We start from the raw sequence: 17,149 nt of genomic DNA, 5'->3' as shown, positions 1-17,149 counted from the left end.
GGCTACTGCGCAAGAACTTGGCGGTGAGCTACAGTGCCGCCATGCGCGCTCGTTTGTCCGACATCGCCCAACAGGCCGACGTCAGCGAGGCCACGGTGTCGCGGGTGCTCAACGACCGCCCCGGCGTGGCACCGGAGACCCGGCAGGCCGTCCTGACCGCCCTCGACGTGCTCGGCTACGAACGCCCCGCCCGGCTGCGCAAGCGCAGCGCCGGGCTGGTCGGTCTGGTGGTGCCGGAACTGGACAACCCGATCTTTCCCGCGTTCGCCCAGATCATCGAGTCGGCCCTGGCGCCCACCGGGTACACCCCGGTGCTGTGCACCCAGACCCCCGGCGGCGTACGCGAGGACGAGTACGTCGAGATGCTGCTCGACCGGCAGGTCTCCGGCATCGTCTTCGTCTCCGGCCTGCACGCCGACACCGCCGCCGATCACGACCGGTACCGGACCCTGATCGCCCGACCGCTGCCCATCGTCATGATCAATGGGTACGCGCCCGGCATCCCCGCGCCATTCGTCTCGTGCGACGACCGGGAGGCGGCCGAGCTGGCGGTGGCCCACCTGGTGGCCCTGGGACACCGGCGGATCGGCCTGATCACCGGACCGGACCGGTTCGTGCCGGTGCAGCGCAAGGTCGGCGGATACAAGGCGGCGATGCAGCGACTCGCCGGGGTCGACGACGACGAGATGGCCGAGCTGACCGAGCTTTCCCTGTTCGGTGTGGAGGGTGGCGAGGCGGCGGCCGGACGGCTGATCGAGCGGGGCGCGACCGGCATCGTCTGCGGTTCCGACCTGATGGCGCTCGGCGCGATCCGGGCCGCCCGGCAACGCGGCCTCACCGTCCCGGCCGACCTCTCCGTCCTCGGGTACGACGACTCTCCGCTGATGGCCTTCACCGATCCACCGCTGACCACCATGCGTCAGCCGGTGACCGCGATGGCGGTGGCCGCGGTGCGGGCACTGGTCGACGAGATCAACGGCCACGGCGCACCGCACTCGGAATACCTGTTCCGGCCCGAGCTGGTGGTACGCGGCTCGACCGCCGTGGCACGGCCGGACTCCAGGCCCACCCAGGGCGGCGCGCAGCGACAGCAGCCGGTACCACTCCCGGCGTGACACGGGTCGCATTCCGGCGATCATAGGCGGCTCTTGCGCAAGATTTGCTTGACGCTTGCAGCGCTGGCCCGGCATTCTTCTCAGACACCCGCGCGTCCCACCGTCGCCCCGCCGGGTGCCGCCGTCCCGCGCCACAGAACGGGGAACACCCGATGACCGTCAGCAATCCCTCGCCGCTGACCTCCGACGCCGACTGGTGGCGGTCCGCCGTCGTTTACCAGGTCTACGTCCGCAGCTTCGCCGACTCCAACGGCGACGGCATCGGTGACCTGCGGGGCATCCAGGAACGCCTGCCGTACCTGCGCGACCTCGGCGTCGACGCGCTCTGGCTGACCCCCTTCTACACCTCCCCGATGGTCGACGGCGGTTACGACGTCGCCGACTACCGGGACGTCGACCCGATGTTCGGCACCCTCGGCGACTTCGAAGCGATGATCACCGACGCCCACGCGCTCGGCCTGCGGATCATCGTCGACATCGTGCCGAACCACACCTCCGACCGGCACCCCTGGTTCCAGGCGGCACTGGCCGCCGCCCCCGGCTCTGCCGAACGCGAGCGCTACCTCTTCGCCGACGGCAAGGGCGCGGACGGCGAGCAGCCCCCCAACGACTGGGAGAGCATCTTCGGTGGCCCGGCCTGGACCCGGGTGCCCGACGGCCAGTGGTACCTGCACCTGTTCGACCCGGCCCAGCCCGACCTGAACTGGCGCCACCCGGGGGTACGCGCCGAATTCGAGGACGTCCTACGGTTCTGGCTGGACCGTGGCGTCGACGGATTCCGGATCGACGTGGCCCACGGCATGATCAAGGCCGCCGGGCTGCCGGACGTCGGCTTCAACTCGATGACCACCGGCCGGCGCCAGTCCGAGTTGCTCGGCAAGGGCCGGCTGCCCTACTTCGACCAGGACGAGGTGCACGACATCTACCGCGCCTGGCGGCCCATCCTGGACAGCTACCCCGGCGGCCGGATGGCGGTGGCCGAGGCGTGGGCCGAAACCCCGCAGCGGCTGGCCCGCTACATCGGCCCGGACGAGCTGCACCAGGCGTTCAGCTTCGACTTCCTCGACGCCACCTGGTCCGCCGACTCGTTCCGCAAGGTGATCGACACCGCGCTGGCCGAGTCGACGATCGTCGGCGCCCCGACCACCTGGGTGCTGTCCAACCACGACCGCCAGCGGCACGTCACCCGCTACGGCGACGGTCCGGTCGGGTTGCGCCGGGCCCGCGCCGCCGCACTGCTGATGCTCGCCCTGCCCGGTTGCGCCTACCTCTACCAGGGCGAGGAACTGGGTCTGCCCGAGGTGCTCGACCTCCCCGACGAACTGCGGCAGGATCCCGCCTTCCTGCGTACCGGCGAGAGCCGGGACGGCTGCCGGGTGCCCATCCCGTGGAGCGGCGAGCTGGCCCCGTACGGTTTCGGCCCGGCCGGTAGCGAGCTGAGCTGGCTGCCGGCCCCGGCGACCTGGCGTGCGCTGTCGGTGGCCGCCCAGACCGGCGTACCCGACTCGACCCTGGAGCTGTACCGGGCGGCGCTTGGGATCCGGCACACCCATCCCGCGCTCGCCGGCACCGACGGCATCACCTGGCAGGAGACCGGGCCGGGGCTGCTCGCCTTCAGCCGCAGCACCGACGGCACCGTGCTGACCTGTGTGGTCAACACCGGCGACAGCCCGGTGCGGATCGACGGGTACGGCGTCCCGCTGGTCGCCAGCGAGACGCTCACCGAGCAGGACGGCGGCCACCTGCTCCCGGTCGACGCGGCCGTCTGGTTCGAACGACGCTGAACGGGTAACTCCGACTACGACCTGGCCGTTCGGCGTGCCCCGCGCCGCCGGACGGCTGGGGCTGACGACCCCTTGTGGTGGGGGGTGCGAAGGTGCCGGTGCCCGGGGCGACCCTCCGGGCACCGGATACCGCTGTCGGCCCCGAAACCCGGCCACCCGCCGGCCAGTTGCGCGACGCCCAGCCGCCGGCCAGTCGGGCGACGCTCACCCGCCGGTCGGTTGCGCGACGCTCAGCTGCCGGTCAGTTGAGCGGCGATCCGGGCGAAACCGGCGCGCAGCTCGGCCACGTCCGGCGCCGGCAGCGGGCCGGACGCCCGATCGTGCTCGGCCGCCTCCAGTTCCTCCTCGTCGATGGTGTCCTCGTAATCGCCGTAGAGGTCGGCCTGCTCCACCTGGTGGGCTTCGTCGGTGGCGGCGAGCTGGGCGGCGGCGATCTCGCCGCGGATCTGCTCCACGGAAACCGCGGGTACCAGCGGCTCGACCACCGCCATCAGCTGTTCGTCGGCGACCACGGCCTCGGCCAGTGCCAGCGCGTGCGGTCGCTCGTACGGGCCGCAGACCACCGGCTCCCACTCGTCGTCACCGAGCGGACCGAACGTGATGATCCACGGCAGGTCGAGCATCGGTGAATCGCTCGGCAGGTCCAACGTCACGAGTGCCCCCACGGGCTCATCATCGTCGGTGCCCGGTGGCGTCGAGGCCGATTCGGCACATCACCGCCGCTCAACCAGCCCCGCCCGGGGTACCCGGATCGGTGTCCGTGTCCAACTCGACGGGGCGGGCCCCGCCCGCCAGGTCCACCACCCGCCCGCGCCGGCTGGTCGCGGCCAACGCCGCGCCGAACAGCACCAGCTGATTGAGCAGATACAGGTAGACCAGCAGGCCGACGGCGGTGGCCACCACCGTGTACGCCGGATTGTGCTCGACCCGCCCGACCCAGTACCGACCGACGGTGTTGAGCAGGGTGATGCCGACCGCGACCAGCAGCACCACCGGCCGGAGCCGGGCCTGGCTCATCCGCAGTCGCGGCACCGCGACCAGCAGCAGGGTGGCCAGTACCGCGTTGACCAGCACGCTGAGCACCGCGCTGACCGTGGTCAACCCGACCGAACCGGTGCTGCGCAGCAGGAAACGCAGCAGCGACTCCAGCGCGTCCACCGCCGCCACCGAGGCGCCGAGGAGCACGAAGACCACGAGCAGCACCCCGAGGTCGACCAGCCGGCGGACGACCAGGTTGCCGGGATGCTGGTCGAAACCGTGCATCAGCCGCTGCGAGGAGCGGATCGCCTCGACCCAGCCGATCCCGGTCAGGATCAGGATGAGCAGGCCGACCACCCCGACGGTGCCGCTGCTGTCGGCGACCTGCGCCGGGTCGAGGAAGGGCAGGTTCTCCTGGAGGAACTCCTCCGCCCCCGCCCGAACCTCGTCGTTCTCGTCCAGGATCGCGCCGAAGGCCGCGTACGCCACCAGTGCGAGCGCGAAAACGGCGAAGAAGCCGTAGTACGCGATCGCGGCGGCCAGCCGACCGCCCTGCAGGTTGGTGTAGCGCACCCCGGCCCGCCACAGGTGACCGAAGGCCGGGGAGCGGCGGCGGGCAGTGCTGAGCCGGCGGTCGATGCCCGCCTCGACCCGACCCAGGAGGTTCACGTCGTCATCCTCGCCGCTTCCACGTCAGTGTGCCCACGCCCGGCCCGACCGGACGGTCAACCGCCCAACCGGAAATCCCGGCGGGGCTGCCACCGCGTCTGCCCGCTGTGCGAGAAGAGAGTGAAGGAGTCCACCTCGAACATCGCCGAGAAGTCGGCCAGATCCTCGTACGCCTGGTCCAGCGCCTCCGGCGCGACGTCCTGGGCCACGGTGACGTGCGGGTGGTAGGGAAAGCGCAGCTCCCGGCGCAGCTGGGGAGCGGCGTTGATCGCCGCGGCCAGCAGTTCACACTCGCTGATCCCGGCGGCGACCGCGACGAAGACCACCTGGGTCACCGGCCGGAACGTACCGGTGCCCCGCAGATGCAGGGTGAACGGCAGGTGGGCGGCGGCGACCCGGGCCAGGTGCCGTTCCACCTCGGGCAGCGCGGACACCGGAATCTCGGTCGGCCCGAGCAGGGTGACGTGGGCCGGCACCGTGTTCGGGTCGCCGGCCGCCAACCGACGCCGGGTCAACGTGCTGCCCCACGGCTCGGGGATGTCCACCGCGATGCCGATCTGGACGGTGTCGCCGGCAGCCGACGCCCCGTTCCCGTGGTCCACGTTCCGTGCCACTCCTTCGGCCACCGACCTGTTCGGACCGTCCGCTGGTGCGGACGGCTACTCGCCGCGCACCGGCGGGAAGAAACCCACCCGCTCGTACGCCTTGAGCAGCGTCGGCGCCGCCACCCGCCGAGCCTTCTCCGCCCCATCGGCGAGCAGCTTGTCCAACTGGGCCGGGTCGTCGAGGTAGGAGCGGGTGCGTTCCTGGATCGGCACCACGAACTCCCGAACCACCTCGGCGAGATCCTTCTTCAGGTCGCCGTAGCCCTTGCCGTCGTACGCCGCCACCAGATCGTCGATGCCGCGTCCACTCAGCGCCGAGAAGATGGTCAGCAGGTTGGCGATGCCCGGCTTGGTCTCCTCGTCGAAGACGATCTCACGACCGGTGTCGGTGACCGCCGAACGGATCTTCTTGGCCGACCGGGCCGGATCCTCCAGCAGATCGACGATGCCGTTCGGCGACGAGGACGACTTGGACATCTTCGCCGTCGGATCCTGCAGGTCGGTGATCTTCGCGGTGGACTTCACGATGTGCGGGGCGGGCACGGTGAACGTCGGCCCGAACAGCGTGTTGAACCGCTGCGCCAGATCGCGGGAAAGCTCCAGGTGCTGCCGCTGGTCCTCGCCCACCGGCACCGCGTTGGCCTGGTAGAGCAGGATGTCGGCGGCCTGCAGGATCGGGTACGTGAACAGGCCCACGCTGGCCCGCTCGTTGCCCTGCTTCTGCGACTTGTCCTTGAACTGGGTCATCCGGTTGGCCTCACCGAACCCGGTGATGCAGCCCAGCACCCAGGCCAACTGCGCGTGCTCGGGCACCTGCGACTGCACGAACAGCGTGCAACGCTCCGGGTCCAGCCCGACGGCGAGCAGCTGCGCGGCGGCCACCCGGGAGCGCTGGTGCAACACCTTCGGGTCGTGCCCGGCGGTGATGGCGTGCAGGTCGACCACGCAGTAGAAGGCGTCATGCGAATCCTGCAACGCCACCCAGTGCCGCACCGCGCCGAGGTAGTTGCCGAGGTGGAACGAGTCGGCCGTCGGCTGGATGCCGGAGAAGACGCGCGGGCGGGCGGGAACGTCGGACATGCCGGCAATTCTGTCAGCATCCCCCGGCGTACGTCATGACGGGCCGGCAGGTCGGGTCCGGTCGCCGGCAGGGCCCGGCACTCGCCGTTGTTCGGGCAGGCGGGCGGCGGTCACCGCGAGGCGGGCCACCCGGCGCCCCTCCAGGCTCAGCACCCGCAGCAGCCAGCCACCGCCGCCGGTCCCCGACGGCTCGGGCACCGGGGTCTCGTCACCGGGCCTCGGCAGCCGCCCGAGCGCGGCCATCACGAACCCACCCACCGTCTCGTACGGCCCGACCGGCAGCACCACGCCGGTGCGCTCGGCGAAGTCGGCGAGGTTGAGTCGACCGTCCACCACCGCCGGTAGCCCGGCCAGCGTCGGCTCGGGTGCGTGCGCGTACTCGTCATGGATCTCGCCGACCAGTTCCTCGATCAGATCCTCACAGGTGACGATGCCGGCCGTGCCGCCGTACTCGTCGACCACCACGGCCAGGTGGTGCCCCTCCCGCCGCATCTCGGTCAGCGCGGCGAGCACCCGTTTACTGGCCGGCAGTCGCTTCACCTCACGGATCAACTCGCCGACCGTGGTGTCCGGGTCGCGTCCCGGGCGCCACAGCACGTCGCGCAGGTGCACGAAGCCGACGACGTCGTCGTGGGTGCCGTCGACCACCGGATAGCGGCTGTGCGTACCGGCCCGGACCAGGGGTTCCGCCTCGGCGATGGTCAACGCGGCGGAGAGGAACACCACCTCCGTACGAGGCATCATCACCTCGCGGACCAGGCTCGCGCCGGCCACCAGCACCTCGTCGATGATGCGCCGGCCCACCGGGTCGAGCACCGTGTTCGCGGCGACCAGGTCCCGCAGTTCCGCTTCGCTGATCCGCTCCCGGCCGGCCGCCGGGCCCGCCCCGAGCACGTCGGTGACCAGCCGCAGGGCACCGTCAGCGGCCCGAACCACCACCCGGGCGACGGCCCAGGCCAGCCGCCCAGGTTCGCGGCGGGGTCGGTGTGGCCCGCGCCGCCGGGATCCGCGCCGACGCGCTGCCCGCATGACAGTGATGGTAGTCAGCGGGCGCGCCGTAGGCTGTCATCACCACATGGCCACGATCGGACGGGCCAGGTAGGAGGGACCGAGGTGAAACTGCTCGTCACCGGCGGCGCTGGCTTCATTGGCAGCGTGGTGACCCGGATGTTGCTCGACGCAGGTCACGAGGTCGTCGTACTGGACGATCTGCGGACCGGTCACCGGGAAGCGCTCGCGCCCGACGCGACCCACGTCGAGGCGGGCATCCACGACGCCGCGCAGGTACTCACCCCGCAGGCCGGCTTCGACGGCGTGTTGCACTTCGCCGCGCTGATCGCCGCCGGTGAGTCGATGGTCGCCCCGGAACGGTACTGGCAGAACAACACCGTCGGTTCGCTGGCGCTGATCGACGCGGTCCGGGCGGCCGGCGTACCCCGGCTGGTCTTCTCCTCCACCGCCGCCGTCTACGGCAACCCGGTCGAGCTGCCCATCCCCGAGACCGCCGTCAAGGCCCCCACCAACACGTACGGGGCGACCAAACTCGCCGTCGACATGGCGCTCACCTCCGAGGCGATCGGGCACGGCCTGGCCGCCGTCTCGCTGCGCTACTTCAACGTGGCCGGCGCGTACCTCGACGGCGACATCGCCCTCGGCGAACGGCACGACCCGGAAACCCACCTCATCCCGATCGCGCTGGAGGTGGCCGCCGAGCGGCGGGAGAAGCTGCAACTGTTCGGCGACGACTACCCCACCGCCGACGGCACCTGCGTCCGCGACTACATCCACGTCGCCGATCTGGCCCGCGCCCACCTGCTCGCCCTCGACGCCGCCACCGCCGGGCAGCATCGCATCTACAACCTCGGCAACGGCAACGGCTTCACCAACCGCCAGGTGGTCGAGGTGGTCCGCGAGGTCACCGGCCACCCGGTGCCGTTGGAGGTGGCACCCCGCCGCGAAGGCGACCCGGCCGAACTGGTCGCCTCGGCCGAACTGGCCCGGGTCGAACTGGGCTGGCAACCGCACAAGCCGACGCTGCACGACATGGTCACCGACGCCTGGGCCTTCTACCGCACGCACCGGCTGGCCCAGCCGTGACCGACGTCGCCGGCCGCGCCACGGCCGGCTTCCAGCAGGTGTACGGCGAGCCGCCCACCGGCCGCTGGGCGGCACCCGGCCGGGTCAACCTGATCGGCGAGCACACCGACTACAACGACGGCTTCGTGCTGCCCTTCGCCCTGCCGCTGCGCACCGTCGCCGCCGCCGCGCGGCAGCCGGAGGAACAGTGGACGGTCTGGTCCGAGTTGACCGGCGAGACGGTCGACTTCGGTGCCGACGAGGTGACCGCTGCCGGCCGGGTCACCGGTTGGGCCGGTTACGTGGCCGGGGTGGTCTGGTCGCTGCGCGAGGCGGGCCACCGGGTGCCGGGTGCACGGCTGGCGATCGCCTCCGACGTGCCGCTCGGCGCCGGCCTCTCCTCCTCCGCCGCCCTGGAGGCCGCCGTGCTCGCCGCCCTGGTCGACCTCGGCGGGCTCGACCTGCCCGCCGAAGACCAGCCCCGGCTGGCCCAGCGGGCCGAGAACCACTACGTCGGGGCGCCCACCGGGATCATGGACCAGTCGGCGGCGATCCGCTGCCGGGCCGGGCACGCCCTCTTCCTCGACTGCCGCACCGAGCAGGTGGAGCACATCCCGTTCGATCCGGGCGCCGCCGGGCTCGCCGTACTGGTGATCGACAGCAACGCCCCGCACCGCCACGTCGACGGGGAGTACGCGGCCCGCCGCGCCAGCTGCGAGAAGGCCGCCGGCCTGCTCGGCGTACCCGCACTCCGAGACGTACCGGCCGACGAACTCGACGACGCGCTGGCCCGGCTGCCCGACGACGAGACCCGCCGCCGGGTCCGGCACGTGGTCACCGAGAACCAGCGGGTGTGCGACACCGTCGACCTGCTGCGAGCCGGACGGATCCGGCAGATCGGCGCGCTGCTCACCGCCTCGCACGTCTCCATGCGGGACGACTTCGCCATCACCGTGCCCGAGGTGGACACCGCCGTGGAGGCCGCGCTCGCCGCTGGCGCGCTCGGCGCCCGGATGACCGGCGGCGGCTTCGGCGGCTGCGTCCTGGCCCTCATCGAGGCCGACCAGTCCACCGCGATAGCCCAAACCGTCACCACCGCGTACGCCACCCGCGCCTACCCCCCACCCACCATCACCACCGCCCTCCCCTCCACCGGCGCCACCCCCCTCCCCTAACTTCCGTCTCGCAGATCTTGGTACGAAACGGCCCCCATGGAGGCCATCCCGTACCAAGATCCGCAGCTCCGGGCGGCGGCCCCCGGGGAGGAGGTAACGGGGGGGGGTTAGGGGGTTTCGACGATCATGCCGGCGGCTACGGTGCGGTTGGTGGTTTCGTCGATGATGACGAAACCGCCGGTGGTGCGGTTGCGGCGGTACTCGTCGGCGAGCAGCGGGATCGTGGTACGGAGGCGGACCCGGCCGATCTCGTTGAGGCGCAGTTCGGCTGCGGACTCGTCGCGGTGCAGCGAGTTGATGTCGAGGCGGTAGTGCAGGCCACGGACGATCGCCCGAGCCGTACGGGTGGTGTGCTTGATCGCGTACTTGCCACCGACCTGCAACGGGCGGGTCTCGTCCATCCAGCAGACCATCGCCTCGATGTCCTGCGCGACGGCCGGCGCGTTGTTCGGACGGCAGATCATGTCGCCCCGGGAGATGTCGATCTCGTCTTCCAGCCGTACCGTCACCGACATCGGCGGGAACGCCTCCGCGACCGGCCCGTCGGCGGTCTCCACCGAGGCGATCCGGCTGGTGAAGCCGGACGGCAGCACCATCACCTCGTCACCCGGCTTGAGCACCCCGGAGGCCACCTGGCCGGCGTAACCCCGGTAGTCGGTGACCGTGGTCGACTGCGGGCGGATGACGTACTGCACCGGGAAACGGACGTCGACCAGGTTGCGGTCGCTGGCGATGTGCACCCGCTCCAGGTGGTGCAGCAGCGCCGGGCCTTCGTACCAGGGCATGCTCTCCGAGCGGGTGACGATGTTGTCGCCCTTCAGCGCGGAGATCGGCACCACGGTCAGATCCGGTACGTCCAGCTTCGCCGCGAAGGCGGTGAACTCGTCGGCGATCCGCTCGAAGACCTCCTGCGAGTAGTCGACCAGATCCATCTTGTTCACGCAGAGCACCAGGTGCGGCACCCGCAGCAGCGAGCAGAGGAAGGCATGCCGGCGGGACTGCTCGACCAGCCCCTTACGGGCGTCCACCAGGATCAACGCCAGATCGGCCGTCGAGGCGCCGGTGACCATGTTCCGGGTGTACTGGATGTGCCCGGGGGTGTCGGCGATGATGAACTTGCGCCGGGGCGTGGCGAAGTAGCGGTACGCCACGTCGATGGTGATGCCCTGCTCCCGCTCGGCCCGCAGGCCGTCGGTGAGCAAGGCCAGGTTGGTGTACTCGTCGCCCCGGGCCGCGCTGACCGCCTCCACCGCGGCCAACTGGTCGGTGAACAGCGACTTCGTGTCGTACAGCAGCCGACCGATCAGGGTCGACTTGCCGTCGTCCACGCTGCCGGCGGTGGCGAAGCGCAGCAGGTCCATCCGCCGGACCTCCGGCCCGGCGGCAGCACTGCGGGCCGAATCCGGCGTGAGCGTCTCGGTGGTCATCAGAAGTAGCCCTCCCGCTTGCGGTCCTCCATCGCGGCCTCGCTGACCCGGTCGTCGCCCCGGGTCGCCCCACGCTCGGTGATCCGGGTCGCGGCGACCTCCTCGATGACCTTCTCGACCGTGTCCGCGTCCGAGCGGACCGCCGCCGTGCAGGAGGCGTCGCCCACCGTCCGGTATCGCACCTGGGCCTTGAACCGCTCCTCACCGGCGCGGGCCGGCAGGAACTCGTTGACCGCGTAGAGCATCCCGTCGCGCTCGATCACCTCACGCTCGTGCGCGTAGTAGATCGACGGCAGCTCGATCCGTTCCCGGGCGATGTAGTGCCAGACGTCCAACTCGGTCCAGTTCGACAGCGGGAACACCCGGATCGACTCGCCCGGGTGGTGCCGGCCGTTGTAGAGCGACCACAGCTCCGGCCGCTGGTTCTTCGGATCCCACTGGCCGAACTCGTCGCGGAAGCTGAACACCCGCTCCTTGGCGCGGGCCTTCTCCTCGTCCCGGCGGGCCCCGCCGAAGAGTGCGTCGAACCGGTGCTTCTCCACCGCGTCCAGCAGCACCGGCGTCTGGATCCGGTTGCGCATCCCGTCAGCCGACTCCCGGACCAGGCCGCTGGCCAGGGCCTCCGGCACGCTGGCCACCACCAGGTGCAGGCTCAGCTCGGCGACCCGCCGGTCGCGGTAGTCCAGCACCTCGGGGAAGTTGTGGCCGGTGTCGACGTGCATCACCGGAAACGGGATGTGCGCCGGCGCGAACGCCTTCTGCGCCAGCCGGAGCATGACGATCGAGTCCTTGCCGCCGGAGAAGAGCAACACCGGTCGTTCCATCTCGGCGACGACCTCGCGCATCACGAAGATGCTCTCCGCCTCCAGGGCGTCGAGATGGGTGACCTGGTAGGCCGCGGTGGCGGTCATGACACCGACTCGATTCGCTCGCTCATCCGCTTTCCAGACCTTTCCGGTCGGGGATGTCAGAAAGTAGCGCCAGGCTACCCGCCATGCCGGTGCAGCGCTGCAAGTAACCGGCTGGCGAGATCCTTGCGGCACACCAACAGATCAGGCAGGCGCGGGTCCGCCTCGTTGTATTTCAGCGCAGAACCGTCGATCCGGGAAGCGTGCAGTCCGGTGGCCGTCGCCACAGCCACCGGCGCGGCCGAATCCCACTCGTACTGCCCACCCGCGTGGACGTACCCGTCCACCGCACCGGTGACCACCGCAGCGATCTTCGCCCCGGCCGAACCCATCGGCACCAACTCCGCCCCGACCTCCTCGGCCAGGTCGGCCAGGAACGCCGGCGGCCGGCTCCGACTCGCCGCCAACCGCAGCCGGCGTACGCCACCGGCGGTCGCCGCGTCCGGCGTCAGCGGCGGGTACGCGGGCGGCCGGTCGGTGGCCAACACCCGGTGCTGCGCCGGCAACCCGACAGCACCGGCGACCAGACCGTGTGCGCTCGGCGCCGTACGCGCCCAGAGCGCCACATGCACCGCCCAGTCCGTACGCCCCTGCTCGCTGAACTCCCGCGTACCGTCCAACGGGTCGATGATCCACACCCGGTCCGCGGTCAGCCGGGACACCGCCCCCGCGTCACCGTCAGCCGAAAACGCCCGCCGGGAACCCTCGTCCTCCTCGGAGAGCACCGCGTCACCCGGACGCCACCGCGCCAGCTCGGCCCGGATCAGATCATGCGAGACCTTGTCCCCCGCCGACTTCAGCGCGGCGGGATCGTCGAAGCCCAACTCCGCCCGCAAGCCCACCAGCGCCTCACCCGCCCGGGCCGCCAACCAGCGGGCGAACTCCGCGTCGACCATCGGAGGACTGCTCATGCCCTGCGCTCCCGTCGCCTCTGCCGCAATCCGCGTACGCCGAGCAGCCGCCCCGCTCGGCCGCGACCCCGCACATTACCGACCGGCCGCCCGGCCGGCCGCCCTCAGGTGCCGTGGTACAGGTTCTGCGTCGGCTCCACACCCCGGGTGATCACCGACTCCACCACGTCCGCGGCCCGGTCCACCAGGAAGTCCAACTCCTTGCGTTCCGCCGCGCCGAAATCCGACAGAACGTAATCCGCCGGATCCTGCCGCCCCGGCGGCCGACCGATCCCGAACCGCACCCGCACATAGTCCTTCGTGCCCAGCGACTTCGACATCGACCGCAGGCCGTTGTGCCCGCCCTCACCGCCGCCGAACTTCACCCGCACCTGGCCGTAGCCGATGTCCAGTTCGTCGTGCACCGCGATCACCTGAGCCGTCGGCACCTTGAAGAACTGGGCCAGGCTGGCCACCGGACCACCGGAGAGGTTCATGTACGTCATCGGCTTAAGCAGCACCAACTTGGGCCCACCGAAGCCCAGCCGCCCCTCGGCCACATCCGCCATCGCCCGCTTGTACCGGCCGAACTTCGCACCCAGCCGATCGGCCAGCAGGTCGGCCACCAGGAAACCGACGTTGTGCCGGTTACCGGCGTACTCCCGACCCGGATTGCCCAGCCCGACCACCAGCCACGGCCCGGTCTCGTCCGTCACCGCCCGTCCCCTCCGTCATCCGCGCCCGCGCGCCGGGCGACCCCGATACGCCGACAGGCGCCCCCGGTGAACCCGGGGACGCCTGTCGCACAGCCTACGAACCGATCAGGCCTCGGTCTTCGCCTCGGCGGTCTCCTCGCCACCCGCAGCCGCCGGCTCGCCGGTCTCGGCACCCTCGGACGACTCGGCGGTCTCCTCACCCACACCGGCCTCGACCTCGGCGTCGGCCACCTGGACCTCGGGCAGCGTCGCCTCAAGCTGCTCGGCGGTCGGCGCGGCGGTCACCGTGGCAACCGGCAGCTCCGGGTCGGCGGCCAACTCCACGCCGGCCGGCAGCTCGACATCGGCGGCGGTGACCTGGACGCCCGGCTCGGCACCCTCGATCGAGGCCTCCAGGTGATCCGGCACCTTCGTCGCCTCGGCGGTCACCGAGAGAGTGGCGTGGTCGTGCACGATCAGGGTGTCCTTCGCGGCCTCACCGGTCAGCTCGACCGGCACCTCGACGGTCACCTTCTCGCCCCGCCGCACCAGCAGCAGGTCGACGTGCTCGAAGGTGTCCTTGATCGGGTCACGCTGGATCGCCTTCGGCAGCGCCAGCGCCTGCGTGCCGTCGCTCACCTCGATCGCGAAAAGCTGGTTCGCGCCGCCCTTGCGGATCGCCGCCGCGAACTCGCGCGCCGGCAACGCGATGTGCTTGGGCTTCTCGCCATGCCCGTACAGCACGGCGGGCACCTTGCCGGCCCGGCGGGTACGACGGGCACCACCCTTGCCGAACTCGGTACGGGGCTCGGCGCTGATCTTTACCTCGGACACGGGGAAACTCCTGATGCTTCGCTGCGGCAGCTTGTCGTCTGGCGGTGCTGGGCGGGGGGCTCGCAGGGGCTCATGCGTCAGCAGACTGCCCGGAGCACCGCGTCGATCACGGTGCCTCCGTGCGGCGCTTCTCAGCGGCCCGCAGGGCACCCTCGCCGTGGCAACCGCACCAGTCTACCCGAGCAGAATCGGTGAAGTGCCGGCAGTCCCCGTACCACCACCGCCGGCCGGCCCGCAGCCCTTCCCGCCGGCACCGCCCACGGGACGAATCCGGACGAGTCGGCCGACCTCACCGACCCGTCCGGACCTCAGTCGATCAGCTCAGCCCACCGAAGAGGGTGGTCACCGAACCATCGTCGAACACCTCACGGATGGCCCGCGCCAGCAGCGGCGCGATGGACAGCACAGTGATCTTGTCGAGCTGCTTCTCCGGCGGCAGCGGCAACGTGTTCGTCACCACCACCTCGCTGATCGGGCTGTTCTTCAACCGCTCCGTCGCCGGATCCGAGAGCAGCGCGTGCGTCGACGCCACGATCACATCCGCCGCACCGGACTCCTTCAGGATGTCCGCCGCCTTGCAGATCGTGCCCCCGGTGTCGATCATGTCGTCGACGATCAGGCAGACCCGACCCTCGACCTCGCCGACCACCCGGTTCGCCACCACCTGGTTCGGCTTCAACGGATCCCGCGTCTTGTGGATGAACGCCAGCGGGCAGCCACCCAACCGGTCCGTCCAGCGCTCGGCCACCCGAACCCGGCCCGAGTCCGGCGCGACCACGGTCATCGGCCGGCCCGCGTACTTGCGCTCCACGTACTCGGCCAGGATGTCCATCGCGAACAGGTGATCCACCGGCCCGTCGAAGAAACCCTGGATCTGCGCGGTGTGCAGATCAACGGTGAGGATCCGGTTCGCCCCCGCCGTCTTCAGCAGATCGGCGACCAGCCGCGCCGAGATCGGCTCCCGGCCGCGGTGCTTCTTGTCCTGCCGGGAGTACGGATAAAAGGGCAGGACCACGGTGATGCGCTTGGCGGAACCCCGCTTCAACGCGTCGACCATGATCAGGGTCTCCATGACCCAGGTGTTCACCCCGTGCGTGACGGACTGCACCACGAAGGCGTCCGAACCACGTACCGAGTCCTTGAACCGTACGAAAATCTCGCCGTTGGCGAACTCGTACGCGTCGGCCGGCGTCGGCGCGACGCCGAGCACCTCACCGATCTCCTTGGCCAGCTCCGGAAAGCCACGTCCGGAAAAGAGCATCAGGCTCTTGCGGTTTTCGGCGACGATGCTGCCCATGGGCCCGTCTGCTCCCGTTTTGGTCGGTGGTACCCGGCCTACGGTGGTGGTCGGCCGGGGACTATTCGGTTGCAGTATCTCCCGCCTTCGTGACGGAGCCCACCGACTCGGCGGCGCCGTGGATTGCCTCACCTTCACTTGCGGCCGGCACCTGGGACGACGCACCCTGCAACGCTCGCTCGGCCGCCTCCGCCGCCGCCGTACCGGCCCGCCGCTTCAGCACCCAGCCCTCGATGTTGCGCTGCCGCGCGCGGGCCACGCCCATCGCCCCCGCCGGCACGTTCTCGATGATCACCGAGCCGGCCGCCGTGTACGCCCCGTCGCCCACCTCCACCGGCGCGACGAACATGTTGTCCGCGCCGGTCCGGGCGTGGCTGCCGATCACCGTGCGGTGCTTCTTGACGCCGTCGTAGTTCACGAACACCGACGCCGCGCCGATGTTGCTCTGCTCGCCGATCGTCGCGTCACCCACGTACGTCAGGTGCGGCACCTTCGAGCCGGCACCGATCTCCGCGTTCTTCACCTCGACGAACGTGCCGACCTTCGACTTCTCCGCCAACCGGGCGTCCGGCCGCAGATAGGCGTACGGCCCGACGCTGGCACCCGGACCGACCTGCGCACCGACTGCGTGGCTGCGCAGCACCGTCGCACCCGCACCCACCACCGTGTCCACCAACGTCACGTCCGGGCCGACCACCGCGCCGCTACCGACCACCGAACCGCCCCGCAGCTGGGTGTTCTGGTCCACCACCGCGTCCCGGTCCAGAGCCACCGTCACGTCGATCCACGTCGTCTCCGGATCGAGCAGGCTCACCCCGGCGCGCATCCAGCGCTCGTTCACCCGGTCCCGCAACAGCCGCCGCAGCGCCGCCAACTCCACCCGGTCGTTGCAGCCGAGCGTCTCGGTGTGGTCGGCGGCCAGATGCACCGCCACCGGTTCCCCGGCCGAGACGAGCAGCCCGAACACGTCGGTCAGGTACTCCTCGCCCTGGTCGTTGTCGGTGGAGAGCTTGCCCAGCACGTCCCGCAACCGACCCGCGTCGAAGGCGTAGATCCCGGCGTTGATCTCCTTGATCTCAAGCTGACCCGGGGTGGCGTCGCGCTGCTCGACGATCTGCTCCAGCCGGCCCGCGGCGTTCCGCACGATGCGACCGAGGCCGGTCGGATCCGGCACCTCGGCGGCCAGCACGGTGGCCGCCGCCCGCTCGCCCTCGTGCGCCGCCACCAGCGCGGCGACCGTCTCCGGGCGGAGCAGGGGCACGTCCCCGTTGAGTACGACCACGGTGCCGGTCGCCTCCGGCGCCGCCTCCAACGCGATCCGCACCGCGTGCCCGGTGCCGAGCTGCTCGGCCTGGTGCACCGCCACAGCGCCCGGAACGACCTCGGCCAGGTGCGCCCGCACCTGGTCCGCGCCGTGCCCGACCACCACCATCGTGCGCTCCGCCGCCAGCGGCTCGGCCGCGCTCAACACATGTCCGAGCAGCGTCCGGCCGAGCATCGGGTGCAGCACCTTGGGCAGTGCCGACTTCATCCGCTTGCCCTCACCGGCGGCAAGCACGACGACGGTACGGAGGTGGGGCTCGGACACGACGTGGCTCCCGTCGGACGCGGACAGT

The 17,149-nt window shown here is 71.0% G+C and carries 16 protein-coding genes; 4 read left to right on the top strand and 12 right to left on the bottom strand.

Annotation, left to right across the window (positions count from 1 at the left end; genetic code table 11):
* Positions 1-41: 41 nt before the first annotated feature.
* Together E0H26_RS04215 and E0H26_RS04210 are read left to right on the top strand one after the other, a co-directional pair.
* Positions 42-1,115 (top strand): LacI family DNA-binding transcriptional regulator, encoded by a 1,074-nt coding sequence (locus E0H26_RS04215; protein ID WP_206024872.1) that lies wholly within the window; start codon positions 42-44, stop codon positions 1,113-1,115.
* A gap of 152 nt (positions 1,116-1,267) precedes the next feature.
* Positions 1,268-2,899 (top strand): glycoside hydrolase family 13 protein, encoded by a 1,632-nt coding sequence (locus E0H26_RS04210; protein WP_131300989.1) that lies wholly within the window; start codon positions 1,268-1,270, stop codon positions 2,897-2,899.
* Between the two features lie 230 nt (positions 2,900-3,129).
* On the opposite strand, the gene E0H26_RS04205 is transcribed toward E0H26_RS04210, so the two are convergent.
* Genes E0H26_RS04205 through E0H26_RS04185 form a run of 5 tightly spaced genes read right to left on the bottom strand, consistent with a single transcriptional unit; the run spans position 3,130 to position 7,260 of the window.
* Complete coding sequence (locus E0H26_RS04205; RefSeq protein ID WP_131300986.1) at positions 3,130-3,564, bottom strand: hypothetical protein; 435 nt, start codon at positions 3,562-3,564, stop codon at positions 3,130-3,132.
* Positions 3,565-3,622: 58 nt separating this feature from the next.
* Complete coding sequence (locus E0H26_RS04200) at positions 3,623-4,546, bottom strand: YihY/virulence factor BrkB family protein (RefSeq protein WP_131300984.1); 924 nt, start codon at positions 4,544-4,546, stop codon at positions 3,623-3,625.
* A gap of 56 nt (positions 4,547-4,602) precedes the next feature.
* Positions 4,603-5,172 carry a 2'-5' RNA ligase family protein gene (locus E0H26_RS04195; RefSeq protein WP_131300982.1) on the bottom strand — a complete coding sequence of 190 codons (570 nt, stop codon included), beginning with the start codon at positions 5,170-5,172 and terminating at the stop codon, positions 4,603-4,605.
* 33 nt (positions 5,173-5,205) lie between these two features.
* Positions 5,206-6,231 (bottom strand): tryptophan--tRNA ligase, encoded by a 1,026-nt coding sequence (gene trpS, locus E0H26_RS04190; RefSeq protein WP_131300980.1) that lies wholly within the window; start codon positions 6,229-6,231, stop codon positions 5,206-5,208.
* A gap of 33 nt (positions 6,232-6,264) precedes the next feature.
* Positions 6,265-7,260, bottom strand: a complete 996-nt coding sequence (locus E0H26_RS04185) for a hemolysin family protein (protein WP_131300978.1) — start codon at positions 7,258-7,260, stop codon at positions 6,265-6,267.
* A gap of 84 nt (positions 7,261-7,344) precedes the next feature.
* Here E0H26_RS04185 and galE point away from each other — a divergent pair, with 84 nt between their 5' ends.
* On the top strand, positions 7,345-8,328 hold the full coding sequence (galE, locus tag E0H26_RS04180) for a UDP-glucose 4-epimerase GalE (RefSeq protein WP_131300976.1): 984 nt from the start codon (positions 7,345-7,347) through the stop codon (positions 8,326-8,328).
* A complete protein-coding gene (gene galK / locus E0H26_RS04175) occupies positions 8,325-9,482 on the top strand; it encodes a galactokinase (protein WP_131300974.1) in 1,158 nt (385 codons plus the stop codon). The genes galE and galK overlap by 4 nt, the downstream gene beginning before the upstream one ends.
* A 107-nt stretch (positions 9,483-9,589) precedes the next feature.
* Here galK and cysN read toward each other — a convergent pair whose 3' ends face one another.
* From cysN to glmU, 7 genes are all read right to left on the bottom strand, one after another.
* Positions 9,590-10,843 carry a sulfate adenylyltransferase subunit CysN gene (gene cysN / locus E0H26_RS04170; RefSeq protein ID WP_420812786.1) on the bottom strand — a complete coding sequence of 418 codons (1,254 nt, stop codon included), beginning with the start codon at positions 10,841-10,843 and terminating at the stop codon, positions 9,590-9,592.
* A 65-nt stretch (positions 10,844-10,908) separates the two neighbouring features.
* Complete coding sequence (gene cysD, locus E0H26_RS04165; RefSeq protein WP_131300970.1) at positions 10,909-11,820, bottom strand: sulfate adenylyltransferase subunit CysD; 912 nt, start codon at positions 11,818-11,820, stop codon at positions 10,909-10,911.
* A 74-nt stretch (positions 11,821-11,894) separates the two neighbouring features.
* On the bottom strand, positions 11,895-12,728 hold the full coding sequence (locus E0H26_RS04160; RefSeq protein ID WP_131300968.1) for an inositol monophosphatase family protein: 834 nt from the start codon (positions 12,726-12,728) through the stop codon (positions 11,895-11,897).
* A gap of 104 nt (positions 12,729-12,832) precedes the next feature.
* A complete protein-coding gene (gene pth / locus E0H26_RS04155) occupies positions 12,833-13,423 on the bottom strand; it encodes an aminoacyl-tRNA hydrolase (RefSeq protein WP_131300965.1) in 591 nt (196 codons plus the stop codon).
* Positions 13,424-13,528: 105 nt separating this feature from the next.
* Complete coding sequence (locus E0H26_RS04150; RefSeq protein WP_131300963.1) at positions 13,529-14,236, bottom strand: 50S ribosomal protein L25/general stress protein Ctc; 708 nt, start codon at positions 14,234-14,236, stop codon at positions 13,529-13,531.
* 316 nt (positions 14,237-14,552) lie between these two features.
* Positions 14,553-15,533 carry a ribose-phosphate diphosphokinase gene (locus E0H26_RS04145; protein WP_131300961.1) on the bottom strand — a complete coding sequence of 327 codons (981 nt, stop codon included), beginning with the start codon at positions 15,531-15,533 and terminating at the stop codon, positions 14,553-14,555.
* A 61-nt stretch (positions 15,534-15,594) separates the two neighbouring features.
* Positions 15,595-17,121, bottom strand: coding sequence for a bifunctional UDP-N-acetylglucosamine diphosphorylase/glucosamine-1-phosphate N-acetyltransferase GlmU (gene glmU, locus E0H26_RS04140; RefSeq protein ID WP_476703375.1), 1,527 nt, complete (start codon positions 17,119-17,121; stop codon positions 15,595-15,597).
* Positions 17,122-17,149: the final 28 nt, after the last annotated feature.

The sequence above is a fragment of the Micromonospora zingiberis genome, assembly GCF_004331455.1.
GTDB classification, from domain to species: domain Bacteria; phylum Actinomycetota; class Actinomycetes; order Mycobacteriales; family Micromonosporaceae; genus Micromonospora; species Micromonospora zingiberis.
This window is presented reverse-complemented; position numbering and strand designations above follow the sequence as displayed.

Excerpts from the sequence above, each read along its gene's own strand:
- E0H26_RS04215 (WP_206024872.1), top strand. The coding sequence starts at position 42 with ATGCGCGCTCGTTTGTCCGACATCGCCCAACAGGCCGACGTCAGCGAG.
- E0H26_RS04210 (WP_131300989.1), top strand. The coding sequence starts at position 1,268 with ATGACCGTCAGCAATCCCTCGCCGCTGACCTCCGACGCCGACTGGTGG.
- trpS (WP_131300980.1), bottom strand. The coding sequence starts at position 6,231 with ATGTCCGACGTTCCCGCCCGCCCGCGCGTCTTCTCCGGCATCCAGCCG.
- E0H26_RS04185 (WP_131300978.1), bottom strand. The coding sequence starts at position 7,260 with ATGCGGGCAGCGCGTCGGCGCGGATCCCGGCGGCGCGGGCCACACCGA.
- cysN (WP_420812786.1), bottom strand. The coding sequence starts at position 10,843 with ATGGACCTGCTGCGCTTCGCCACCGCCGGCAGCGTGGACGACGGCAAG.
- cysD (WP_131300970.1), bottom strand. The coding sequence starts at position 11,820 with ATGACCGCCACCGCGGCCTACCAGGTCACCCATCTCGACGCCCTGGAG.
- E0H26_RS04160 (WP_131300968.1), bottom strand. The coding sequence starts at position 12,728 with ATGAGCAGTCCTCCGATGGTCGACGCGGAGTTCGCCCGCTGGTTGGCG.
- E0H26_RS04145 (WP_131300961.1), bottom strand. The coding sequence starts at position 15,533 with ATGGGCAGCATCGTCGCCGAAAACCGCAAGAGCCTGATGCTCTTTTCC.